Here is a 21,518-nt window from a genome sequence, read left to right on the forward strand (position 1 = left end):
GCCAGATGCCTCGCACGCGCCCCCTGGTGATCGGCCATCGGGGCGCGCCCGGGTATCGCCCGGAGCACTCGCGGTCGTCGTACGACCTCGCGCTGCGGTACGGAGTGGATGCCGTCGAGCCCGACGTCGTGGTCTCCCGCGACGGTGTGCTGGTCGTGCGGCACGAGAACGAGATCTCCGGGACCACCGACGTCGCCGAGCGCCGCGAGTTCGCCGACCGCCGCACCACCAAGACGGTGGACGGCACTGAGCTGACCGGCTGGTTCACCGAGGACTTCACCTGGGACGAGCTGTCGACCCTCGGCTGCCGCGAGCGGCTGCCGCGGCTCCGCCCCGGCAGCGCCACCTTCGACGACCAGCAGCCCGTGCTCAGGCTGCGCGACGTGCTCGATCTGGTGCGCGCAGCCTCGCTGGAGCAGGGCCGCGAGATCGGGGTCGTGCTCGAGCTCAAGCACGCCACCTACTTCGAGCGTCTGGGTCTCGGCCTCGCCGGTCTCGTCGAGGCCGAGCTGCGAGAGGCGGGCTGGGCCGACGGCGCGCTCCCGCTGGTCATCGAGGCGTTCGAATCGACCGTGCTCGCGCAGCTGCGGGCGCACAGCATCCGGGCGACGTACGTGTACCTGCTCGAGGCGGCCGGTCGCCCGTTCGACCTGGTGGCGGCGCACGGCGACCAGGCGCCCACCTACCGGCGCACGGCCACTCCTGCCGGGCTCGACGAGCTCGTGGGGACGGTCGACGGCATCAGCGTGAGCAAGAGCATGATCCTCGGCGGCACGCGCGGGGACGAGCCCCCGAGCCTCGTCGCCGACGCCCACACGCGGGGTCTCCGCGTGTTCACCTGGACGTGCCGTCCGGAGAATACGTTCCTGTCCCGCCGGTTCCGCAGCAGGGGCGGCCCGGCCGCGTTCGGTGACTACGAGGCCGAGTGGGAGCTCATCCGCCGGTCCGGCGTCGACGGGGTGTTCGTCGACCATCCCGACATCGGAATCGATTTATTCCACCGCGTCACAGCCACCCCATAGAGTTGCCGCATGACCACCCCCGGCATCGTCGTCTCCGGCGTGAGACGAGCATTCGGGCAGGTGCAGGCGGTGCGCGACGTCTCCCTCGAGGCGGCCACCGGGAAGGTGACCGGACTGGTCGGCCCCAATGGGTCGGGCAAGACGACCCTGCTGCTCATGCTCGCCTCCCTGCTGGCGCCCGACGCCGGTGAGATCCGCCTCGACGGGATCGATCCCGTCACAGAGCCGCAGCGGGCGCGAGCCCTGCTCGGATGGATGCCCGACAGCCTCGGGGCGTGGAACGCGCTGACCGCCCGCGAGACGCTGACCGTCACCGGCCGGCTCTACGATCTGCCGAAAGAGGCCGCGCGCGCCCGCGCCGAGGTGCTCCTGCGCGAGGTCGGACTGACCGCACTCGCCGACTCGCCCGCCCGCGTCCTCTCCCGGGGCCAGAAGCAGCGACTCGGTCTCGCGCGCGCCCTCGTGCACGACCCGCGCATCCTTCTGCTCGACGAGCCCGCATCCGGCCTCGACCCGCAGGCCAGGGTGGAACTGCGGGTGCTGCTGCGCCGGCTCGCCGACGACGGCCGGACGATCCTCATCTCCAGCCACATCCTCTCCGAGCTCGAAGAGGTCGTGGACGACGCGGTCTTCCTGTTCCAGGGCGCGACCGTCAGCACCGAGCGCGTCGCCGAGGCCGCCCAGCGCGGCCGCACCTGGCGACTGCGGCTGCACTCCACGGCGGCCCTCGACGACCAGCGCGCGCAGGTCGGGGCGGCCCTCAGCATCCAGCCGCATCAGATCGGGGCCGACCGCCGCGACCTTCTCGTCGCCTTCGCGTCCGATGACGACGCCGTCAGCGCGCTGCGCGCCCTCGTGACGGCCGGGGTCCCGGTGGCGGAGTTCAGTGCCGCGACCGGCACGCTGGAACACACATTCCTCGACCTGGGCGGAGGAGCCGCATGAACCTCGGCCGAATCGGCACTCTCGTCCGCCTCGACCTGGTGCAGCGCACCCGCAGCGTCGCCTGGTACGTCCTGCTGGGGGTGTTCGCGGTCATCTTGCTCCTCGTGACCCTGCTCGCCTTCCTCGTGTGGGGGGTGAACGGCATCGCAGGCGGCACCGGCGGAGGCGGCGTCTACTCGACGGTCGTCTACATGGTGCTGCTGCTCGTGGTCCTCGTCTCGCCCACCCTCAGCGGCAACGCGATCAACGGCGAGCGGGATGCGGCGACCCTCGCTCCCGTGCAGGTGACGCTCGCCACGACCGGCGAGATCATCGCGGCCAAGTTCGCCGCGGCATGGCTCACCGGGGTGTCGTTCGTCGTGGTCGCGGTCCCGTTCCTGCTGATCAGCACGCTCGACGGCGGCGTTCCTCCGCTGACCGTGCTGGTGTCGCTGCTCGTGCTGCTCGTCGAGATCGCCGTGGTCGCCGCCATCGGCGTCGGCTTCAGCGGGGTGCTGGCGCGGCCGCTGTTCTCGGTGGCCTCGACCTACCTGGTCGTCGCGGCGCTGGTGATCGGCACGCTCATCGCCTTCGGGCTGAGCGGCGCTGCGATCACCTCCCCGTACACGAGCACGTACCGTGGCGCGAACTACGACGCGCAGGGCGCCGTCGACGACTGCCTGGAGTGGGAGACGTCGACCTACGACGTGCCGCGCTACGACAAGGTCTGGTGGATGCTGGCGCTCAACCCGTTCGTCATCCTCGCCGACGCCGTCCCGATGACCTACGACGCGCACGGCAACCCCGACAACCTGTTCTCGCAGATCAAGTTCGGCGTGCGCTCCCTGCAGCTGGAGCCGGATCTCGAATCGACCTGGGACGACTGCAACCCCGGGGCGAACGAGGACTACGAGTCGCCCGACGCGGCGGAGGTCGTGGCATCGACTCTGCCCAGCTGGTTCGTGGGTCTCGGGCTGCAGCTGCTGCTCGCAGCGGGGCTGCTGTGGTGGGCCTGGGTCCGCACGCGCACACCCGCGCGGACGCTCCCGCCGGGCACGCGGATCGCGTGATTATGAAAGGGAGATGAGACGGGACGGAAGGCCATTGCCGCTGACACCCGGTCCCGCATAGTCTCCGAGGGTCTCTACCACCCCAGAGAAAGGCAGTGCCCCTTGCACAAGCGCATATGGGCCGCGGTCGGCGTCATCGCCCTCTCGGTCCCGGCATCAGCGGCGATCGCCGCAACACCGGACGCATCGTCGCGTTTCGATGAAACCGGCTCCCGCGACAAGATCGACACGTCGTTCGTCCCCGGAGCGATCGGCTCCGACGGACGCGTGACCGTCATCGTCGAGATGACCGGCGACCCCGTCGCCGTCGTCCAGGCGGAGAAGGGCCGACCGCTCACCGACACCGAGCGGTCGACGGTCCGGAAGGGCCTCAAGAGCAAGCAGGACAAGATCCGCGGCTCGCTCACCGACAAGGGCGGCAAGATCCAGGCCCAGATGCAGTCCGCCTACAACGGGTTCCAGGTCTCGGTGCCCGCCTCCGAACTCGACGCCGTGGCAGAGCTGCCCGGCGTCGTCGCCATCCACCCCGTGCGCACGTACACCCTGGACAACGCTGTCTCGGTGCCGTACCTCGGCGTTCCGGCGGTCTGGCAGAGCACCGGCTACACCGGCGAGGACGTCAAGGTCGCCATCATCGACACCGGCATCGACTACACGCACGCCACCTTCGGCGGCCCCGGCACGATCGCGGCATTCGATGAGGCGGCGGCCACGTCGGAGACCCCGGCGGACCCGGCCCTGTTCGGCCCCGGTGCACCGCGTATCAAGGGCGGCATCGACCTCGTCGGCGACGAGTACGACGCGGGCGCGGACGAGGGCGACCCTGCCCTGACACCCCACCCGGACGCGAACCCGCTCGACTGCAACGGCCACGGCTCGCACGTCGCCGGCACCACCGGCGGCAGCGGCGTCACCAGCGCAGGCTCGACCTACACGGGTCCCTACGACAGCACCACGCCATCGAAGTCGTTCCGCGTCGGCCCCGGCGTCGCGCCGGAGGTCGACCTGTACGCCGTACGCGTGTTCGGCTGCGAGGGCTCGACCGACGTGGTCGTCCCCGCCATCGACTGGGCCGTGGCCAACGGCATGGACGTCATCAACATGTCGCTCGGCTCGTCGTTCGGCCGCGGTGACGACCCGGATGCTGTCGCCGCGTCGAACGCGGTCGGCGCGGGCGTCGTGGTGGTGGCCTCGGCAGGCAACTCGGGCCACAACCCGTACCTGACCGGATCCCCTGGCACCGGCGACGGCGTCATCGCGGTCTCGGCCGTCGATTCCAGCGAGCGGTTCCCCGGCGCGACCATCACGGTCGGCGGCCAGGACGTCACCGCGATCAACGCGAACGGCGCCTCGCTGACCGGGCTCGGCACCCTGAACGTGGTCAGGCTGGCCAACATCGCCGGCACGACGGAGGACGAGTCGCTGGGCTGCTCGGCTGCCGCCTACACGGCGAACGGCGTCGTGGCCGGCGGGCACCAGCTCGCCGCGTCGACCCGTGGCACCTGTGCGCGGGCGGCGAAGGCGATCTTCGCGCAGCAGGCCGGTGCAGCCGCGGCGCTGATGATCAACACGAGCGCCGATCTGCCGCCGTACGAGGGCCTGATCACGTCGAACCCCGACACCGGCGAGCCCTATGAGGTCACGATCCCGTTCCTCGGTGTGCCCTCGACGGCTGGGCCGACCTTCACCACCGGCAAGACGGCGACCCTCGCGGCCGCAGAGATCAGCAACCCCGGGTTCAAGGGCTACGCGTCGTTCACCTCGTCGGGGCCGCGCAGCGGTGACTCGGCGATCAGCCCGGACGTCGCGGCGCCCGGTGTCTCGATCGCGTCGGCCGGCGTCGGCACGGGCAACGCGGCAGCCATCCTGTCCGGCACGTCGATGGCCGCTCCGCATGTCGCGGGCGTCGCGGCGCTGACGGTCCAGGCGCACCCGAAGTGGAACGCTCCGCAGGTGTCGTCGGCGATCGTGTCGACCGCCGACCCCGAGAAGGTCGCCGGTCAGAGCCTGACGCTCGGCGGCGTGGGACTGGTCGACACGGCGCAGGCCGTGGGTACCACCGTCACCGCCACGGGCGACGCGTTCCGTACCGAGAGCGGCTGGGCGCGCGAGTCGGCGCTGAGCTTCGGGTTCCAGGACTCGAACGTCGGCTTCGGCGGGTTCAAGACCATCACGGTCAGGAACAGCGGCACCAAGGCGGTGACGTACAAGGTCAGCTCGACGCCGTCCGCGGAGTCGATCAAGGCCAAGGTCAAGCTGAGCTCGAAGAAGGTGACGGTGCGGCCCGGCGGGAGCGCCAAGCTGCTCGTGACGGTCTCCGCTGCCGCCAAGGACGTGCCCACCTCGCTCGGTGACGACCAGTTCTCGTTCTACGAGATCTCCGGCGACATCGTGCTCACCGCGTCTGGCTCCACCCTGCGCGTGCCCTACCTGCTCGTGCCCCGCTCGAACAGCAAGGTCACCGCGTCTGCGACGCCGCTCAAGAGCAACGCCAAGACGCTCACGCTGAGCAACGCCCAGGGCGCGATCCCGGCGATCGCCGATGTGTACCAATGGGGTCTGAGCGACGCCAAGGACGCACCGACCTCGCTGCCTGACACCGGCTACGACCTGCGGGCGGCGGGCGTGCAGTCATGGGAGGACGACAACGGCGACGACGTGCTGGTCTTCGCGCTCAGCACCCACAAGCGGTGGTCGAACGCGGCGAGCAACGAGTACGACGTCGTGATCGACACCAACCGCGACGGCGAGCCTGACTGGATCGTGCTCTCGTACGACTCCGGAGCGGTGCGCGCCGGCTCGGCCAACGGCCTCGCCGAGGTGTTCGTCGTCAACTACAAGACCGGCGACCTCTTCGATGCCGGTTTCCTCGCGCAGGCGCCGACCGACAGCAGCACGATCCTGCTGCCGGTGTACGCCGAGGATCTCGGCATCACCGGAGCGTTCAACTACTCTGCGCAGGCCTTCGGGACGTCGGAGGGCACGGAGGACGCCTTCACCAGCTGGGCGGGGTACAACCTGGCCAAGCCGGCGATCAGCAACGGCGACTACGTGAACGTGCCCAAGGGCAAGAGCGTGAAGGTGCCGGTGACGGTGAATTCGTCGCAGGTCGCGACGCAGAAGCCGCTTGGCAGCATGGTCGTGGTGACCGACAACAAGTCGGGCGCCGGAGAGGCGCTGCTCGTCAAGAAGTGATCGGGAGCTCAGCGAAGCTGAGCGCTCGAGCCCGCGGGGGCGACGCCGGACTCCGGTGGTCGCCCCCGCGGTGCGTTCGGCTCCTACGGGCAGAGCCGGGGTGAGTCGGAGCGCCCGAAGCGGTAGTCGTACGTCTCTCCGCCTACCGACACCACGACGCGCATGCCGGGGACGAGCGCGTGGGTGTAGCTGCGGCCGGGACGGGGGCAGCCGAGGGATCCGTCCGGCCAGGTGACGGCTTCCACGGAGACGAGCAAGGGCTCGCCGTCGATGTCGCGCCGCCGCAGGTCGGCCACGATCGCCTCCCAGCGGACGGCGGAGAGTTCAGTGCGGTCCACGTCGGCGCTCCTCCGATCAGTCGTCGAGCACGAGGCGGTAGCCCATGCCCTGCTCGGTGAGCAGATGGCGGGGATGCGCGGGATCCGCCTCGAGCTTCTTCCGCAGCTGCGACATGTAGAGGCGGAGATACCCGGAGTCGCTCACCTGCTCGCTGCTCCAGATCTCCTTCAGCAGCGTCTGGCGCGTCACCAGCGCGCCCGCGTTCCTGGCCAGGAACTCCAGCATCCGCCACTCCGTCGGCGTGAGATGCACGGGCACTCCGTCGCGCAGGACGCTCGTGGTGGCGCGGTCGATCACGACGTCGCCGAACGCGATCACCGGCTCCTTCGCGGTCGCGCCGCTGCGGCGGGCCAGCGCGCGCAGCCGTGCGAGCAGCTCGTCGATCTGGAAGGGCTTGGTGACGTAGTCGTCGGCGCCTGCGTCGAGTGCGTCGACCTTGTCGGCTGAACCGGTGCGCCCTGACACGACGATGATCGGCACGTCGGTCCAGCCTCGGAGGGCGTGGATGACCGAGACGCCGTCGAGATGAGGCATGCCGAGATCGAGCAGAACGACGTCCGGGTGGGCCTGGGCGGCGAGGGCGATCGCCGCGGCGCCGTCGGACGCCGCGACCACGTCGTAGCCGTGCGCGGCCAGCGTGATCCGCAGCGCGCGGACGAGCTGTGGATCGTCGTCGGCGACGAGGACCTTCATGCCGTCACCTCCGGGGCGGTCGGAAGCGCGATCACCATGGTGAGGCCGCCTCCTGGCGTGTCTTCGGCCGTGAGCGTACCGCCCATTCCCTCGGTGAACCCCTTCGACAGCGCGAGACCCAGGCCGAGCCCGACGGTGTTGTCGGTGTCGTCCATCCGCTGGAACGGCGCGAACATGTCGTCCCGCCGGTCCGCCGGGACGCCGGCCCCGTGGTCGATGATCCGAAGCTCCGCGGTTCCGCCCAGCCGGCTCGTGGTGAGGCGCGCGCGGGTACCGACCGGAGCGTGCCGATGCGCGTTCGCGAGGACGTTGACGAGCACGCGCTGCAGCAGCACCGGATCGGCGACGACGGGGCCGAGGTCCTGATCGAGGGCCAGTTCGACATCGGCTGGGCCGAGACCGAGCTCGTCGAGCGCGGCCAGCACCACCTCGGCGGGGTCGACCGGCGAGAGGGCGACGGCGAGCACCCCGGCTTCGACGCGGCTCACGTCGAGCAGATCGGTGACGAGGGTGGACAGGGTGCCCATGCTCTCGTCGGCGGTCGCGACGAGCTCGGCGCGGTCGGCGTCGGACAGCGAGGCCCCCTCCGCGCGCAGCCCGCCCACCGCGGCGACGGCGGCGGCGAGCGGGCGCCGCAGATCGTGGCTGAGCGCCCGCAGCAGGGCGGAGCGCACCTGGTCCGTCTCGGCCAGGATTCCCGCCTCACGGGCGGAGCGGGCCAGCTCGCCGTGCTCCAGGGCCGCCCCCAGCTGGGCGGCGATGACGTCGAGGAGTCGCCGCTCGGACGCGTCGGGGTCGATGCCGTGCAGTTCGAGGGTCGCCTGCGGTGCGTGGGGCGCCCCGACCGGCAGGTGCACCGCTCGGTTGTCCGGCACCGGCTCGCCGTCGGTCGCCAGCACGGCTCCGTCGGCCGCCACGAGACGGACGCCGGTCGCGCGGAACGCCTCGCGGGTGCGGCTCACCAGGGCGGGCACGGCGCTCTCGCCGCGCAGCACGCTGCCCGCGACCGTGGCGAGTAGCTCGGATTCGGCGGCGGCGCGCTGGGCGCTGCGGCTGCGACGGGCCGCCTGGTCGACGACCCCGCTGACGAGGATCGCGATGACGACGTAGAGCACCAGCGACAGGACGTGCAGCGGGTCGGCGATCGTGACCGTGTACAGGGGCTCGATGAAGAGGAAGTCGAGAGTGAGGCCGGACAGCACGGCGGCGAACAGCGCGGGCCAGATGCCGCCGATCAGCGCGACGACGACGACGAGGAGCTGGTAGGCCAGTACGTCGGACGTGATCGCCTCGTCACCTGGGAAGGACAGCAGCAGCCACGAGAGCAGCGGCCCGCCGACGATCGCGACGGCGAAGCCGAGGATGCGGCGCCGGGCGCTGAGGGCCCCGCCGCGCAGGCGGGGGAGGGTGAGGCCGCGGCCCGCCGCGGCGTGCGTCACCATGTGCACGTCGATGTCGCCGGACGCCCGGATCACGGTGGCTCCGATGCCGGGTCCCGAGAGTGCCGAGGCGAGGCGGCCGCGGCGACTGACGCCGAGCACGAGCTGAGTCGCGTCGACCGAGCGCGCATAGTCGACGAGCGCGCGCGGCACATCCTCACCCACCACCTGGTGGTAGGTGCCGCCGAGCGACTCGACGAGCGCCTGCTGCTGCGCGAGCGCCCCCGGCGTCGTCGTGCGCAGGCCGTCCTGGGTGGAGACGTGCACCGCCCGCAGCTCGCCGCCGGCGGCCCGCGCGGCGATCCGAGCCCCGCGGCGGATGAGCGTCTCGCCCTCCGCGCCGCCGGTGAGGGCGACCACCACCCGTTCGCGCGCCTTCCAGCTGCCGGTGATGCCGTGCTCTTCGCGGTAGGCCTTCAGGGCGCTGTCGACCTCGTCGGCGAGCCAGAGCAGCGCGAGCTCCCGCAGCGCGGTGAGGTTGCCGAGCCGGAAGTAGTTCGACAGCGCCGCGTCGACCCGCTCAGCCGGATACACCAGCCCAGCCGACAGCCGGTCGCGCAGCGACTGTGGCGCGAGGTCGACGACCTCGACCTGATCCGCCGCGCGGACCACAGCATCCGGCACGGTCTCGCGCTGCGACACCCCCGTGATCTGCTCGACCACGTCGTTCAGCGACGCGATGTGCTGCACGTTCACCGTGGTGATCACGTCGATGCCCGCGTCGAGCAGCTCGGCCACGTCCTGCCAGCGCTTCTCGTTGCGCGAGCCCGGCGCGTTCGTGTGGGCGAGCTCGTCGACGAGGGCGACGTCCGGGCGCCGCGCTGCGACGGCGTCGACGTCGAGTTCGGACAGCTCGACGCCACGGTGCCGCACCAGGAGCCGCGGAATCTCGGGAAGGCCCTCGGCCTGAGCCGCGGTCGCCGACCGGCCGTGGGTCTCGACCACGCCGATGACCACGTCGCGACCGTCGGCCTGCAGTCGCCGGCCCTCTTCGAGCATCTCGTAGGTCTTGCCGACGCCGGGGGCGGCTCCGAGGAGCACGCGCAGTCGCCCGCGTCTCATCACGCCTCCTACTCCTGCGACTCGTCGAGCGCCAGGTTGAGCTCGAGGACGTTCACCCGCGGCTCGCCGAGGTATCCCAGGTCTCTCGATTGGATCCTAGACTCCACGAGCTCGCGCACCTCCGCCGCGTCCAGCCCGCGGGCTGCTGCCACCCGAGGCGCCTGCAGCAGGGCGTAGGCCGCGCTGATGTGCGGGTCGAGGCCGGAGGCCGATGCGGTCAGCGCGTCCGCGGGGATCGCGGCCGGATCGACGCCCTCGAAGCCGGCGACGGCAGCGCGTCGTTCGCCGATCGCGGCGATGAGGTCGTCGCTCTCCGGGCCGAGGTTCGAGCCGCTCGACCCGCCCGCGTCGTAGCCCACGGCCGAGGGTCGCGGCTGGAAGTACTCCGGAAGCGGGTGGCCGTCAGCATCCGATGCCTGCTGGCCGATCAGAGCGCTGCCGACGGTCTGCCCGTCGGAGTCGGTGAGCAGGGAGCCGTTGGCCTGCCAGGGCAGCGCGAGCTGGCCGATTGCGGTGATCAGCACGGTGTAGCCGATGCCGAGGGCTAGCGTGAACACGAGCATCGCCCGCAGGGCGACACCCGTCGTGCGGGCGGTCGTGCGTGTCAGTGACATGGGTTCTCTCCGATGCGGGGCTTCAGAAGCCCGGGATGAGGCTGACGACGAGGTCGATCAGCTTGATGCCGACGAACGGGGCGACGATCCCGCCGAGACCGTAGACGAGCAGGTTGCGGCTGAGGATCTGCGACGCGCTCGCCGGCCGATAGCGGACACCGCGCAGCGCGAGCGGGATGAGGAACACGATGACGATCGCGTTGAAGACGATCGCGCTCGTGACGGCGGATGCGGGGGAGTGCAGCTGCATCACGTTCAGCGCCGCGAGTCCGGGGAAGACCCCCATGAACATCGCCGGGATGATCGCGAAGTACTTGGCGATGTCGTTGGCGAGCGAGAACGTCGTGAGCGCGCCCCGCGTGATGAGCAGCTGCTTCCCGATCCGCACGATGTCGATCAGCTTGGTCGGGTCCGAGTCGAGGTCGACCATGTTGCCGGCCTCCTTCGCGGCCGAGGTTCCGGTGTTCATCGCGACGCCGACGTCCGCCTGCGCGAGGGCCGGCGCGTCGTTCGTGCCGTCGCCGGTCATCGCGACCAGCCGGCCGCCCTCCTGCTCGCGCCGGATCAGGGCGAGCTTGTCTTCCGGTGTGGCCTCGGCGAGGAAGTCGTCGACCCCGGCTTCCCGCGCGATCGCGGCCGCCGTGAGCGGGTTGTCGCCCGTGATCATCACGGTGCGGATGCCCATGCTGCGCAGCTCGTCGAACCGCTCGCGCAGTCCTTCCTTGACGACGTCCTTCAGATGCACGACGCCGAGCACGGTGCCGATCGCCTCGGCGCCTCCCGGAGCCGGCCGCAGCGTCGCGACGACCAGCGGGGTGCCGCCCGACTGGGCGATCGCATCCGTCTCGCCGGCGAGCTGCAGCTGCGTGGCCGCAGGCACCGGCGCTCCGGACGCCCCGAGCCACGCGAGCACGGCGCTGCCCGCACCCTTGCGCACCTGCGTGCCGTCGGGCAGATCGATCCCGCTCATGCGCGTCTGCGCCGTGAACGGCACCGACACCGATCCGACCGGCTCTTCCACGCGGATGCTGCGCGCGGCCGCCAGTTCAACGACGGAGACGCCTTCGGGCGTCGGGTCTGCGAGGGACGAGAGGGCCGCGGCCCTGGCGAGGTCCTGGAGATCGGCAGCCGATCCGGTCGAGGCCACCGCGACGAAATCCGACGCCCGGCGGTTGCCGTAGGTGATCGTGCCGGTCTTGTCGAGCAGCAGCGTCGTCACGTCGCCCGCAGCCTCGACCGCGCGACCCGACATCGCGAGCACGTTGCGCTGCACCAGGCGGTCCATTCCGGCGATGCCGATCGCGGAGAGCAGCGCGCCGATGGTGGTCGGGATGAGGCAGACGAGCAGAGCGACCAGGACCGGGATGCTGACCGGGCTCGCGGCATAGCCGGCGATCGGGTTGAGGGTGAGGACGACGACGACGAACACGATCGACAGACTGGCGAGGAGGATGTTCAGCGCGATCTCGTTCGGGGTGCGCTGCCGGCTCGCTCCCTCGACGAGCGCGATCATCCGATCGACGAACGTCTCGCCCGGCTTCGAGGTGATGCGCACGACGATGCGGTCGGAGAGGACGCGGGTGCCGCCGGTCACCGCCGAGCGGTCGCCGCCCGACTCGCGCACCACGGGGGCCGACTCGCCGGTGATGGCCGACTCGTCGACCGTCGCGATGCCCGCGACGATGTCGCCGTCGCCCGGGATCAGCTCGCCCGCAGACACGACGACCAGATCGTCGAGGGTGAGGTCGGACGAGGCGACGTCGACCGTCTGGTCATCGGTCGCGGCTGCGCCGCCTGAGGTGATCCGGTGCGCGAGCGTCGATGTGCGGGTCTTGCGCAGGGTCGCGGCCTGCGCCTTGCCGCGACCCTCCGCGACCGACTCGGCGAGGTTCGCGAACAGCACGGTGAGCCAGAGCCAGACCGCGATGCCCCAGGTGAAGCCCGCAGGCACCGGTGTACCGCCGGAGGCCTCCGGACCGCCGAGGAAGGGCTCGGCGATCGCGATCGCCGTGGTGAGGGCGGCGCCGACCCAGACGAGGAACATCACGGGGCTCCGCCACAGCTGGATGGGATCGAGCTTGCGCACGGCTCCGGGGAGGGCGTGCAGGAGCTGTGCTCCGCTGAAGGACCGGGGGGACGCGGCGCGCATCGCCGCGGGGACCGCGCTCCGTTCCTCAACGAGCACGGGGGTAGTGCGTGATTCGGTGTGAGTGGACATGGTTCAGACGAGACCTTCTGCCAGGGGACCCAGCGTGAGAACGGGGAAGTAGGTGAGGGCGGTGATGACGACGGACACGACAGCGAGCAGGCCGACGAACTGCGGTCGGTGCGTGGGGAGCGTGCCCGCGGTGGACGGTGCGGGCGTCTGCCGGGCGAGTGAGCCGGCGAGCGCCAGCACCAGCACGATCGGCAGGAACCTGCCCAGCAGCATGGCGATGCCGAGGGCGGTGTTGAGCCACACCGTGTTGGCCGTGAGGCCCGCGAACGCCGAGCCGTTGTTGTTGGCCGCGGACGTGAACGCGTAGAGCACCTCGGTGAGGCCGTGCACGCCGGGGTTCCAGATCGACGTGGACTCGACGTCCGACCGGACGCCCGGGATCGCGAAGCTCAGCGCGGTCCCGGCCAGCACGAGGGTGGGGGTGACGAGGATGTACAGGCTCGCCAGCTTGATCTCGCGGGGGCCGATCTTCTTGCCGAGGTACTCCGGCGTGCGCCCGACCAGCAGCCCGCCGACGAACACCGCGATGACGGCGAGCACCAGCATCCCGTAGAGACCCGCGCCGACCCCACCGGGGGCGACCTCGCCGAGCATCATGTTGATGAGCGGGACCATGCCGCCGAGCGCGGTGTATGAGTCGTGCATCGAGTTGACCGCGCCGGTGGAGGTGAGCGTCGTGGCGCCGGCGAACAGCGTGGACCCGAAGATGCCGAAGCGCTGCTCCTTGCCCTCCATCGGCGCACCGGCGAGCTGCGGCGCCGTGCCGGAGCCCAGGGCCTCGAGCCAGGAGACCGCCACGATCGAGGCGACGAACAGCGAGCCCATCACGGTGAGGATCGCGTAGCCCTGACGGTCGTCGCCGACGATGCGTCCGAACGCGCGCGGCATCGCGAACGGGATGGCGAGCATGAGCACGATCTCGAAGACGCTCGTCCAGGGCGCCGGGTTCTCGAACGGGTGCGCCGAGTTCGCGTTGAAGAAGCCGCCGCCATTCGTGCCGAGCTGCTTGATCGCCTCCTGCGAAGCCACGGGGCCGCCCGGGATCGACTGCGTCGCACCCGTCAGTGTGGTGACCTCGGTGAAGCCGGCGAGGTTCTGCACGACGCCGGCGGCCAGCAGGGCGATCGCGGACACGATCGCGAGCGGCAGCAGGAGGCGCGTGACACCGCGGACGAGATCGACCCAGAAGTTGCCGATCGTGCCGGAGCCGCGGCGCGCGAAACCGCGCACCAGCGCGATCGCCACGGCGATGCCGACAGCGGCGGAGACGAAGTTCTGCACGGCGAGCCCGGCGAGCTGCACGGTGTAGCCCATCGTGAGCTCGGGCGAGTACGACTGCCAGTTCGTGTTGGTGACGAACGACACGGCGGTGTTGAAGGCGAGCCCCTCGGGCACCGCGGGGAGGCCGAGCGAGTAGGGGAGCATCGCCTGGAACCGCTGGAGCGCGTAGACGAACAGGACGCCGGTGGCCGAGAACATGAGCACGCCGCGGCCATACGACTGCCACGTCTGCTCGGCCTTCGGGTCGACGCCGATCAGCCGGTAGGCGCCGCGTTCCACGGCCCAGTCGCGCTCGGAGGTGTACGTGCGGGCGATCCAGTCCCCGAGCGGCCGGTAGAGGAGCGCGAGGGCGAGCAGCACGGTGGCGATCTGCAGGACGCCCGCCCAGACGGTGAAGGCATCCATCAGAACCGCTCCGGCTTCACGAGGGCGACGACGAGGTACACGAGCGCCGCCGCAGCGAGGAGGGCCGCGATGAGCGAGAAGACGATCACAGTCTCCCCACCCCCTTCGCGGCGAGGCCGACGAGCGCGAACAGCGCGAGCGTGAGGACGACGTAGAGGAGATCTGGCACGTGCCGATCCAACCCGGCGCAGGATCGCCGGACGCCGATCCTGACGGTTTCCATACGGCGGCGGCGACGAGCCTTACGCGCCGCTCATGGTTCCGGTCGGGTGGCGCGCACGTCGTTCACCCACTGCACACGCGCGATTCATCGACATCCGTCGCCCCACGCCCGAGCATGGTGTCACGCAACGAGAGGTGCCGCGATGACTCGACCGATCCGAGTGCTCTCGCTCTACGAAGGCTTCTTCGCCGGTGGCGCGCGCATCCTGCACACCGATGTCATCGCCGGGCTCCATTCCGCCGGCGACCAGCAGCACAGCGTGCTCTCGATCGCCTCCCAGGCGCGCCGCGAGTCGACCGTCCAGCCGATGCACGTCGATCCGCGCTACCTGCGGCTCACGAACGCGGGCGTGAGCGTGACGAGCCTCGGACGCACGGCGGACGCCGACCCGCCGGAGCGGGGGAGCTTCACGATGGCCGAGCTGCGGATCGCGGCGGATGCTGTCGCCCGCGCCGATGTGATCCTCTCGCTGAAGGAGCAGCCGCTGGGACTCCTGCTGGCCCTGCAGGATCACGGACTCATGCCCGACATCCCGGTGATCGCGTGCCTGCACCGCTCCGACCCCACCCACTCCGGGCCGGCGCTGGGCTGGCTCGCCGAGGCGGCGGCGACCGGACTCGTCGCGGCGACGGTCTCGTGTGCCCAGTCGACGAGCGACGCGTACGCGCGGTTCCTCGCCCCGGCGACGCGACGCCACGTCATCCCGAACGGGATCGACACCGACCGGTTCCGGCCGGGAACGGCCGACGAGGTCGCGGCGTCGCGTGCGCTGCTGGGCATCCCTTCCGGGGCACTTGTCGTCGCATACGCCGCGCGATTCGACGCCATGAAGAACCCCGGCCTGTTCCTGAGCGCGGTCGCGATCCACGCGAAGCGCCACCCGGAGACGCACTATCTGCTGTGCGGAGCGGGCATGACCCTCGAGAACGACGCCTTCCGTGCCCTCGTGGCGGAGTCAGGGGTCGACTCCTCCGCCCACCTGCACGCGCTCGGCGTGCGCGATGACATGCCGGCGATCTACCAGCTCGCCGACATCGTGGCGCTCACGAGCGCGTTCGGTGAGGCGTCGCCGCTGTGCCTGATCGAGGGCGCGGCGTGCGGGGCGACGCCCGTGACCACCCGCGTGGGCGATGCCGCGCAGATGGTGGACGGGTTCGGCGTGGTCACACGGCACGACGCCGCGCACATCGCGGCGACCTGGCAGCGCGTGCTGGACCGGCGCGGCGAGCTGCGTGACCGTGCCCTGGAGGCGCGCCCCCGGCTCGGGCGCGACCGGATGATCGGCGAGTACCGCGCGGCGGTCGAGAGCGTCGCGGTGTTCGCGGAAGCTGCGGCCTGACGGGATCGGGTGCGCGTCGTGACGGCCGCGGCATAATGGGCCTCCTATGACACTCGAACTGTGCGTTCTGCTCTGGGCAGCGGAGAACCTCGACGACGCCCTCACGGAATACGAGGACACCGTGCTCGCCCTGGTGCCGAAACACGGTGGCAGGGTCGTCAGCCGGGTCCGCCGCATCAGCGACGGCGACGGACCGCGCGAAGTGCAGGTCATCCACCTCCCGGATGACGCCGCACTGCAGGCGTACATGTCGGACCCGGAGCGTGTCGCCCTGGCGGACGTGCATCGCCGCGTGGTGGCACGCACCGAGATCCTGACCGTCGACACGATCGTGTGACGCCCATGACCGAGATCTTCGACGGACCGTTCGATGTGGATTACGGGCACGTGCACCTGGTCACGGGTGAGCTCTTCGTCGACGACTTCGGCGGCGCATTCGCCGGTCAGTCCAACGGTCTGTGCGGCGCGCAGCAGAACGGGGTGCTTGCCCTGATCACGGGGTTGCACACGGGGCGCACCCCCATTCGCATCAGCCTGCTGGAGCATGCGCCCGAGCTCGGCGACTGGGAGGAGATCGTCGAGGCGAGCCTCGCGCCCGCGACGCCCGACGCGGTTCTGCGTGGGGTCACGGGCATCCAGGAGTGTGCATTCGCCCTGCCCGAGGCGAGCTACCGCGTCCGCTGGAGTGTCTCGGGGATGGACGAGGAGCAATCGCAGAGGGACGCCGGGCCCGCGACCGCCCGTCAGTGGCTGGCACTGTGGCCGGCGCCGCCCGCGGCGGATGCGATCCTGCGCCAGACCTCCACCACGGCGGCGTCCTGGCACGGGCAAGTGTCGACAGCCGCATCTCCCGGAGAGGGTGCGCTCAACGATCCCGAACCGCTGTCGGCTGCGGCGCGAGCGAACCTCGAGATGCAGGCCAGGGGCGCATGCTGAGTCTGCGCAGAACCGACGCTCGGAGCAGCGCCCTCAGCTGAGGTAGGGGTCGACCAGCAGCGGCCCGCGGATGTCTCTGAGCGTGTCGATGAGACGCTCGAGCCCCTTGCGGCTCCAGGCCGACATCTCCAGGTCATGCGGGCCGAGCGGGGTGAGGTTGCCGGTGCGGATCCGGATGACCTCCCACTTCGCCGCACGCAGCGCCCGGTCCTTGCGCCGGTCCGCATCGGCACGCCGGCCGACGTGCTCGAGACCGTGCCGCCCTGTGGTGTCGTACTCGATCGCGACACGCAGCTCCGGCAGCAGGATGTCGGGCCACACCTCCACGTGCTCGAAGAACGGTCGCGCGACCCGCACGGCGTTGAGGCCCTGCGTCACGGACAGACGCGCGAACAGATCGGCGCGCAGCTGCGCCTCGATGCGCGACGCCGGCTTCGGCGCGCAGATCGAGTGGAACGGCTCGCCGACGGGAAGATCCGGCGTCTTCGGACACACCTGCAGTCGGGGCTTCGGCTTCCGCGGTCTCAGCACCGCGGGTCGGGCCGGGCTCGCCGGAGGGGTGGATGCTGGTCGCCCAGCGACCGTCACCACATCGCGCATCGGCAGCGCAGCGGCAGGACGGGCGAGCGCGGCGCATTCGGGACACCAGGCCGAGCGGCGGCGTTCCCGCCCGGGCCGATTGCGCTGCTCGTCGGGGGTGGCCGCGAACAGGTGGCCGCTCTCGCACTGCCAGCGCAGCAGCACATCGGCCGCCGGGGGGATCTGAGTCAGGACGATGCCGGCGTTGAGCTCGGGGTGGTACTGGCGGATCAGTGCGGGGAACGATGCCCAGGCCCCGCGGTACGTGCCGACCGGATAGGGGATGTCTGTGCTCTTCGAGAACTGGCGGCGGGCCCACCACAGTTCGACACGCTCCGGCATGTGAGCAGAATATGCGCGGCCGCCGACATCACTCCTGTGCGCTCCAGGTCGGTGCGTCGGCGGCAGGCTCGGTCATTCGTGCTCCGGCAGGAGCGGCGCCGAAAGGCCGGGGTCGCGACCGAGCTGCGCGGCCCGCGACACCGACGTCGCGCCGAATCGGTCGCGCACGGCATCGAGCACCGTGTCGAGACGGGTGCCGTCGCCCCAGTCGATCGGCAGCTCGGGCTGGATGCTGTCGGCGCGTCCCAGCTGCGACAGCGAGATGCCGATGAGGGTGATGCCGCGCTCCGCGATCTCGGGCTGCGCGGCGGCGAGCAGCCCGCGAGCCACCTGCACCAGCAGGGCTGTGCGGTCGGACGGGGAGCCGAGGGTGCGCGACCTGGTGACCTTCGCGTAGTCGCCGAAACGGAGGCGCAGCACGACCGTCCGGCACACGCGCCCGCCATCCCGGAGACGACGGGCGAGCCGATCCACGATCTGGGTGAGGATCAGGTCGAGTTCCTCGGCTGAACGTGGGCGGTTGCCGAGCGCGCGCTGGGAGCCGATGGACCCGCGACGTCGGGTGGTGTCGACCGGGCGCGGGTCCCGCAGGCGGGCCAGCGCGTGCAGATGGGCTCCGGTCGCCCGGCCCAGCAGCCTCTCGGCGGTCGCCTCTTCGAGCTCCGCCAGCTGCCCGACGGTGTTGATGCCGAGGCGGTGCAGCTTCTCAGCCGTGACCTGACCGACGCCCCACAGCCGTTCGACCGGCAGCGGCAGCAGGAATGCCTGCTCCCGGTCGGGTTCGACCACGAGCAGCCCATCCGGCTTGCTGACGGCGCTGGCGACCTTGGCGAGGAACTTCGTCCGCGCGACTCCGACCGAGATCGCGAGTCCGACCTCCGCGCGCACCCGCTCGCGCAGTCGCACCGCGACCTGCTCCGGTGTCCCCGCGATGCGGCGGAGTCCGCCGACCTCCAGGAACGCCTCATCGATCGACAGTCCCTCGACCAGCGGTGTCGTGTCGCGGAAGATCGCGAACACGTCTCGGCTCGCCGCCGAGTAGGCATCCATCCGTGGAGGGACGACCACCGCATCCGGACACAGCTCGCGCGCCTGCCGTCCGCCCATCGCGGTGCGCACCCCTCGCGCCTTCGCCTCATAGCTCGCCGCCAGGACCACGCCGCCGCCGACGATCACCGGCCTGCCCCGCAGGGTGGGCTTGTCGCGCTGCTCGACCGAGGCGTAGAAGGCGTCCAGGTCGGCGTGCAGCACGGTCGCCTCGCCCCGCATCCGGCCTCCCTTCGATCATCCGTCCTCGCGGATCATCGCATCAGCCGGCGACACGGCCGCTCCGGGCGACAGCGGCCGTCAGGTCGTCAGCCGGCGGCCGCCGGGATCGTCTTGCGCATCACGGTCTTGCTCTTGCCGATGTGCCGCTCGAACGTGAAGCCCGCCTTCTCGAACATCGCCCGCGTGCCGTTGTGGAGGAACGAGGACGAGGTCCGCTTGCCCTCCGCGAGCTCATTCGGGAACGAGACTACCTCGCCGCCGCCGGCCCGGGCGATCAGGTCGAGCGCGCCGTCCAGTGCCTCTCGCGCCACGCCCGAACGGCGGTGATCGCGGTCGACGAAGAAGCAGGTGATGCGCCACGGGGCGGGATGGGTCTCGCCCGCGTCGTACTGCTTGCGGTGGTAGATGTTCGGCAGTTCGAGGGGACTGCCGTACTCGCACCACGCGATCGCGTCGTCGCCGTCGAAGACGAGCGCGGCATGCGCGACGCCCTCCACGACGAGTCGCTGCTTGAAGGTCGGTCCGTCGTACTCGCGCTTGACGGTCTGCTCTGTGTCGCTGTGGAAGTAGGAGCAGTAGCACCCGCCCCAGACTCCGTTGTGCTTCTGCGCGAGCGCCAGCCACGCCGGGAATGTCTCCGGAGTGAGCGGCTTGATCACATGCGCCATGCGGCCACCCTGGCACGCGGTGGAGCCGACCGGAAGGCGTTCAGCCCAGCGCGCCTCGGGTGCGGTGAGGAAGTGGACGCGACAGCGGGACTCGAACTCGCTCGGGCTCCGGAGGAATCCGGCCTAGAGGCGCGAGAACCGCGGAATTACGCGAGACGGCCCAATCTTCCTCCGGGCTCTGTAATGCGGTTGGGCGGCTCAGTGGGTGTGGCGGTGATTGGTGTCGGGGTAGTGCTCGTGGGTGTGGGTGAGGCGTTCGTGTGAGTGCTCGTGCTTGTGGCGCGTGCCGGCGGGGACGGGTTCCGCGTGCTCGTGAGTGTGGTGTTCGTCGTCGTGGGTGTGCCAGTGGTCGTGGACGACGGCTTCGTGGGTGTGTTCGTGTCGGTGGTGTTCGGTCAGGTGCAGCCACACGCCTAGCGCCATCAGCAAGCCCGCAGCAATGAGCTGCCAGGTGACGGGGTCGCCGAGCAGGATCGCGAGGACCGCGCCGAAGAATGGGGCGACAGAGAAGTACGCACCAGCACGTGCCGTGCCGACGTGTCGCATGCCGATGATGAACAGGGCGAGGCTGACGCCGTAGGCGAAGAAACCGACGACGAGTGCGGCGGCGAAGCTGGCTGCCGCGGGGAGGGTGGCGCCGAGGGCGAACGCGAGGGTCAGGTTGACGGGTCCCGCGACGAGTCCCTTGACGGAGGCGAGCCAGGTGGCGTCATTGAGCGCGATCTTGCGGGTGAGGTTGTTGTCCAGTCCCCAGAAGCAGCATGCTCCCAGGATCGCCAGGGCGGGCCAGGGGCTGCCCAGCTCTGCGCCGTTGGGGATGGACAGCAGCACGGCGCCGGCGACGATCGCGACCATGCCGAGCGCGACGCGACGGTCGAAGTTCTCCCGGAACACGAACCATGCCAACAGTGCGGTGCAGACACCTTCCGCGTTCAGCAGCAGGGATGCGCCGGAGGCGGGCATGTTCGAGAGGCCGACCATCAGCAGCACGGGGGCGATGATGCCGCCGCTGAGAATCGCGCCGGCGAGCGGCAGGAGTTCCCCTCGCGCGAGCCGGACCCGTGGTGCGCGGGTGGTCAGGCGGAGGATGCCCAACCCGATCCCTGAGCCACAGTAGAGCAACCCGGCCAGCAGCCACGGGCTGACCTCTCCGCCGAGCAGCAGCTTCGCTAGCGGGGTGCCCGCCCCGAACAGCAGCGCAGCCAGCAACGCCGCCTGCACGCCACGGTTGGAAAAGGCGTTGCGGAGCATGCTTCGAGTGTCCCACCCAGGAACTCGTGCTGTCCCGGGTCGGATCCCAGGGAACGATCGCGAGACGGGGCCGAACCCCCTTCTATGGTTTGTCAAGGGATCTTGGCGAGTTGCGGTCGATCGTCCAGACTGAGCCACTGATTGCGAAAGGAGTGCGATGCCTGAGTGGCTGATTGTCGTGCTCGGCGTGGTCGGTGGGCTGGTGCTGTTGTGGTCGGTGTTGATCGGGTCGCTGTGGGTGTAGCAGCGGCGAACGGGATCATCCGTCGATTGGCGAGCAATGATGCGGGTCGTCCCCGACGTCATTCGGCTGGTGAAGCGCCTTGCGTTCGATCGTTCGGTGCCTCGCGCGACTCGGTGGTGGTTGCTGGGGCTGCTGTCGTATTTGCTGTTGCCTTTTGATCTCGTGCCGGACTTCATTCCGGTGCTCGGGTTCGCCGATGATGCTGTCGTAGTTGCGATCGTCTTGCGATTCGCGATTCGTCATGCTGGCATGGGCGCGGTCGAGCGTCACTGGCCGGGAAGTCCCGAGGGCCTCGCGGGCGTGCTCAAACTCGCAGGACTGCCGTCGAGCCCTCCCACAGCGAGAGCGTAGCGGGCGTGCTCTGCGGCCATATCTGTAGCGGGTTGTGCTTCCGCTGAAGCGGCG

The 21,518-nt window shown here is 70.5% G+C and carries 19 protein-coding genes; 8 read left to right on the plus strand and 11 right to left on the minus strand.

The annotated features are described in order from the left end of the window. Positions 1 to 5: 5 nt before the first annotated feature. The 4 genes from Microterr_RS02460 to Microterr_RS02475 all read left to right on the plus strand — a co-directional run bounded on the left by Microterr_RS02460 (position 6) and on the right by Microterr_RS02475 (position 6,211). A complete protein-coding gene (locus Microterr_RS02460; RefSeq protein ID WP_263796328.1) occupies positions 6 to 1,022 on the plus strand; it encodes a glycerophosphodiester phosphodiesterase family protein in 1,017 nt (338 codons plus the stop codon). Between the two features lie 9 nt (positions 1,023 to 1,031). Next, positions 1,032 to 1,967, plus strand: coding sequence for an ABC transporter ATP-binding protein (locus Microterr_RS02465; protein ID WP_263796327.1), 936 nt, complete (start codon positions 1,032 to 1,034; stop codon positions 1,965 to 1,967). Continuing rightward, entirely contained in the window at positions 1,964 to 3,016 is a 1,053-nt protein-coding gene (locus tag Microterr_RS02470; protein ID WP_263796326.1) for an ABC transporter permease, read from the plus strand. The genes Microterr_RS02465 and Microterr_RS02470 overlap by 4 nt, the downstream gene beginning before the upstream one ends. A 102-nt stretch (positions 3,017 to 3,118) precedes the next feature. Further along, positions 3,119 to 6,211, plus strand: a complete 3,093-nt coding sequence (locus tag Microterr_RS02475) for a S8 family peptidase (protein ID WP_263796325.1) — start codon at positions 3,119 to 3,121, stop codon at positions 6,209 to 6,211. An 83-nt stretch (positions 6,212 to 6,294) separates the two neighbouring features. Here Microterr_RS02475 and Microterr_RS02480 read toward each other — a convergent pair whose 3' ends face one another. Genes Microterr_RS02480 through Microterr_RS02510 form a run of 7 tightly spaced genes read right to left on the minus strand, consistent with a single transcriptional unit; the run spans position 6,295 to position 14,351 of the window. Then, positions 6,295 to 6,549, minus strand: a complete 255-nt coding sequence (locus Microterr_RS02480; RefSeq protein ID WP_263796324.1) for a hypothetical protein — start codon at positions 6,547 to 6,549, stop codon at positions 6,295 to 6,297. A 16-nt stretch (positions 6,550 to 6,565) separates the two neighbouring features. Then, positions 6,566 to 7,243 (minus strand): response regulator, encoded by a 678-nt coding sequence (locus Microterr_RS02485; RefSeq protein ID WP_263796323.1) that lies wholly within the window; start codon positions 7,241 to 7,243, stop codon positions 6,566 to 6,568. Next, positions 7,240 to 9,744 (minus strand): DUF4118 domain-containing protein, encoded by a 2,505-nt coding sequence (locus Microterr_RS02490; RefSeq protein WP_263796322.1) that lies wholly within the window; start codon positions 9,742 to 9,744, stop codon positions 7,240 to 7,242. The genes Microterr_RS02485 and Microterr_RS02490 overlap by 4 nt, the downstream gene beginning before the upstream one ends. 8 nt (positions 9,745 to 9,752) lie before the next feature. After that, the gene (gene kdpC / locus Microterr_RS02495; RefSeq protein WP_263796321.1) at positions 9,753 to 10,358 is read right to left on the minus strand and encodes a potassium-transporting ATPase subunit KdpC; all 606 of its coding nucleotides are present in this window, start codon (positions 10,356 to 10,358) and stop codon (positions 9,753 to 9,755) included. A 22-nt stretch (positions 10,359 to 10,380) separates the two neighbouring features. Then, entirely contained in the window at positions 10,381 to 12,576 is a 2,196-nt protein-coding gene (gene kdpB, locus Microterr_RS02500) for a potassium-transporting ATPase subunit KdpB (RefSeq protein ID WP_404810170.1), read from the minus strand. 3 nt (positions 12,577 to 12,579) lie between these two features. Further along, a complete protein-coding gene (gene kdpA, locus Microterr_RS02505; protein ID WP_263796320.1) occupies positions 12,580 to 14,262 on the minus strand; it encodes a potassium-transporting ATPase subunit KdpA in 1,683 nt (560 codons plus the stop codon). Further along, positions 14,262 to 14,351, minus strand: coding sequence for a potassium-transporting ATPase subunit F (locus Microterr_RS02510; RefSeq protein ID WP_263796319.1), 90 nt, complete (start codon positions 14,349 to 14,351; stop codon positions 14,262 to 14,264). Before Microterr_RS02510 ends, kdpA begins: the two co-directional genes overlap by 1 nt. A 276-nt stretch (positions 14,352 to 14,627) precedes the next feature. On the opposite strand from Microterr_RS02510, the gene Microterr_RS02515 reads away from it, so the two are divergent. The 3 genes from Microterr_RS02515 to Microterr_RS02525 are packed head-to-tail and all read left to right on the plus strand — an operon-like array spanning position 14,628 to position 16,760. Continuing rightward, positions 14,628 to 15,824 carry a glycosyltransferase gene (locus Microterr_RS02515; RefSeq protein WP_263796317.1) on the plus strand — a complete coding sequence of 399 codons (1,197 nt, stop codon included), beginning with the start codon at positions 14,628 to 14,630 and terminating at the stop codon, positions 15,822 to 15,824. Positions 15,825 to 15,870: 46 nt separating this feature from the next. Then, positions 15,871 to 16,161 (plus strand): DUF1330 domain-containing protein, encoded by a 291-nt coding sequence (locus Microterr_RS02520; RefSeq protein ID WP_263796315.1) that lies wholly within the window; start codon positions 15,871 to 15,873, stop codon positions 16,159 to 16,161. Positions 16,162 to 16,166: 5 nt separating this feature from the next. After that, positions 16,167 to 16,760: a hypothetical protein gene (locus Microterr_RS02525; RefSeq protein ID WP_263796314.1), complete on the plus strand. Its 594-nt coding sequence runs from the start codon at positions 16,167 to 16,169 to the stop codon at positions 16,758 to 16,760. 33 nt (positions 16,761 to 16,793) lie between these two features. On the opposite strand, the gene Microterr_RS02530 is transcribed toward Microterr_RS02525, so the two are convergent. From Microterr_RS02530 to Microterr_RS02545, 4 genes are all read right to left on the minus strand, one after another. After that, entirely contained in the window at positions 16,794 to 17,681 is an 888-nt protein-coding gene (locus tag Microterr_RS02530) for a zinc-ribbon domain-containing protein (RefSeq protein WP_263796313.1), read from the minus strand. Between the two features lie 72 nt (positions 17,682 to 17,753). After that, a complete protein-coding gene (gene dinB, locus Microterr_RS02535; protein ID WP_263796312.1) occupies positions 17,754 to 18,950 on the minus strand; it encodes a DNA polymerase IV in 1,197 nt (398 codons plus the stop codon). 86 nt (positions 18,951 to 19,036) lie between these two features. Then, complete coding sequence (locus tag Microterr_RS02540) at positions 19,037 to 19,618, minus strand: N-acetyltransferase (protein ID WP_263796311.1); 582 nt, start codon at positions 19,616 to 19,618, stop codon at positions 19,037 to 19,039. Between the two features lie 198 nt (positions 19,619 to 19,816). After that, a complete protein-coding gene (locus Microterr_RS02545; protein ID WP_263796309.1) occupies positions 19,817 to 20,869 on the minus strand; it encodes a DMT family transporter in 1,053 nt (350 codons plus the stop codon). Positions 20,870 to 21,149: 280 nt separating this feature from the next. Here Microterr_RS02545 and Microterr_RS02550 point away from each other — a divergent pair, with 280 nt between their 5' ends. After that, the gene (locus Microterr_RS02550; protein WP_318528810.1) at positions 21,150 to 21,464 is read left to right on the plus strand and encodes a YkvA family protein; all 315 of its coding nucleotides are present in this window, start codon (positions 21,150 to 21,152) and stop codon (positions 21,462 to 21,464) included. Positions 21,465 to 21,518 lie beyond the last annotated feature (54 nt).

The organism is Microbacterium terricola (genome assembly GCF_027943945.1).
Taxonomy (GTDB): Bacteria; Actinomycetota; Actinomycetes; order Actinomycetales; family Microbacteriaceae; genus Microbacterium; species Microbacterium terricola.

Excerpts from the sequence above, each read along its gene's own strand:
- Microterr_RS02460 (WP_263796328.1), top strand. The coding sequence starts at position 6 with ATGCCTCGCACGCGCCCCCTGGTGATCGGCCATCGGGGCGCGCCCGGG.
- Microterr_RS02465 (WP_263796327.1), top strand. The coding sequence starts at position 1,032 with ATGACCACCCCCGGCATCGTCGTCTCCGGCGTGAGACGAGCATTCGGG.
- Microterr_RS02470 (WP_263796326.1), top strand. The coding sequence starts at position 1,964 with ATGAACCTCGGCCGAATCGGCACTCTCGTCCGCCTCGACCTGGTGCAG.
- Microterr_RS02485 (WP_263796323.1), bottom strand. The coding sequence starts at position 7,243 with ATGAAGGTCCTCGTCGCCGACGACGATCCACAGCTCGTCCGCGCGCTG.
- Microterr_RS02490 (WP_263796322.1), bottom strand. The coding sequence starts at position 9,744 with ATGAGACGCGGGCGACTGCGCGTGCTCCTCGGAGCCGCCCCCGGCGTC.
- kdpC (WP_263796321.1), bottom strand. The coding sequence starts at position 10,358 with ATGTCACTGACACGCACGACCGCCCGCACGACGGGTGTCGCCCTGCGG.
- kdpB (WP_404810170.1), bottom strand. The coding sequence starts at position 12,576 with ATGTCCACTCACACCGAATCACGCACTACCCCCGTGCTCGTTGAGGAA.
- kdpA (WP_263796320.1), bottom strand. The coding sequence starts at position 14,262 with ATGGATGCCTTCACCGTCTGGGCGGGCGTCCTGCAGATCGCCACCGTG.
- Microterr_RS02515 (WP_263796317.1), top strand. The coding sequence starts at position 14,628 with ATGACTCGACCGATCCGAGTGCTCTCGCTCTACGAAGGCTTCTTCGCC.
- Microterr_RS02520 (WP_263796315.1), top strand. The coding sequence starts at position 15,871 with ATGACACTCGAACTGTGCGTTCTGCTCTGGGCAGCGGAGAACCTCGAC.
- Microterr_RS02525 (WP_263796314.1), top strand. The coding sequence starts at position 16,167 with ATGACCGAGATCTTCGACGGACCGTTCGATGTGGATTACGGGCACGTG.
- Microterr_RS02530 (WP_263796313.1), bottom strand. The coding sequence starts at position 17,681 with ATGCCGGAGCGTGTCGAACTGTGGTGGGCCCGCCGCCAGTTCTCGAAG.
- dinB (WP_263796312.1), bottom strand. The coding sequence starts at position 18,950 with ATGCGGGGCGAGGCGACCGTGCTGCACGCCGACCTGGACGCCTTCTAC.
- Microterr_RS02540 (WP_263796311.1), bottom strand. The coding sequence starts at position 19,618 with ATGGCGCATGTGATCAAGCCGCTCACTCCGGAGACATTCCCGGCGTGG.
- Microterr_RS02545 (WP_263796309.1), bottom strand. The coding sequence starts at position 20,869 with ATGCTCCGCAACGCCTTTTCCAACCGTGGCGTGCAGGCGGCGTTGCTG.
- Microterr_RS02550 (WP_318528810.1), top strand. The coding sequence starts at position 21,150 with ATGATGCGGGTCGTCCCCGACGTCATTCGGCTGGTGAAGCGCCTTGCG.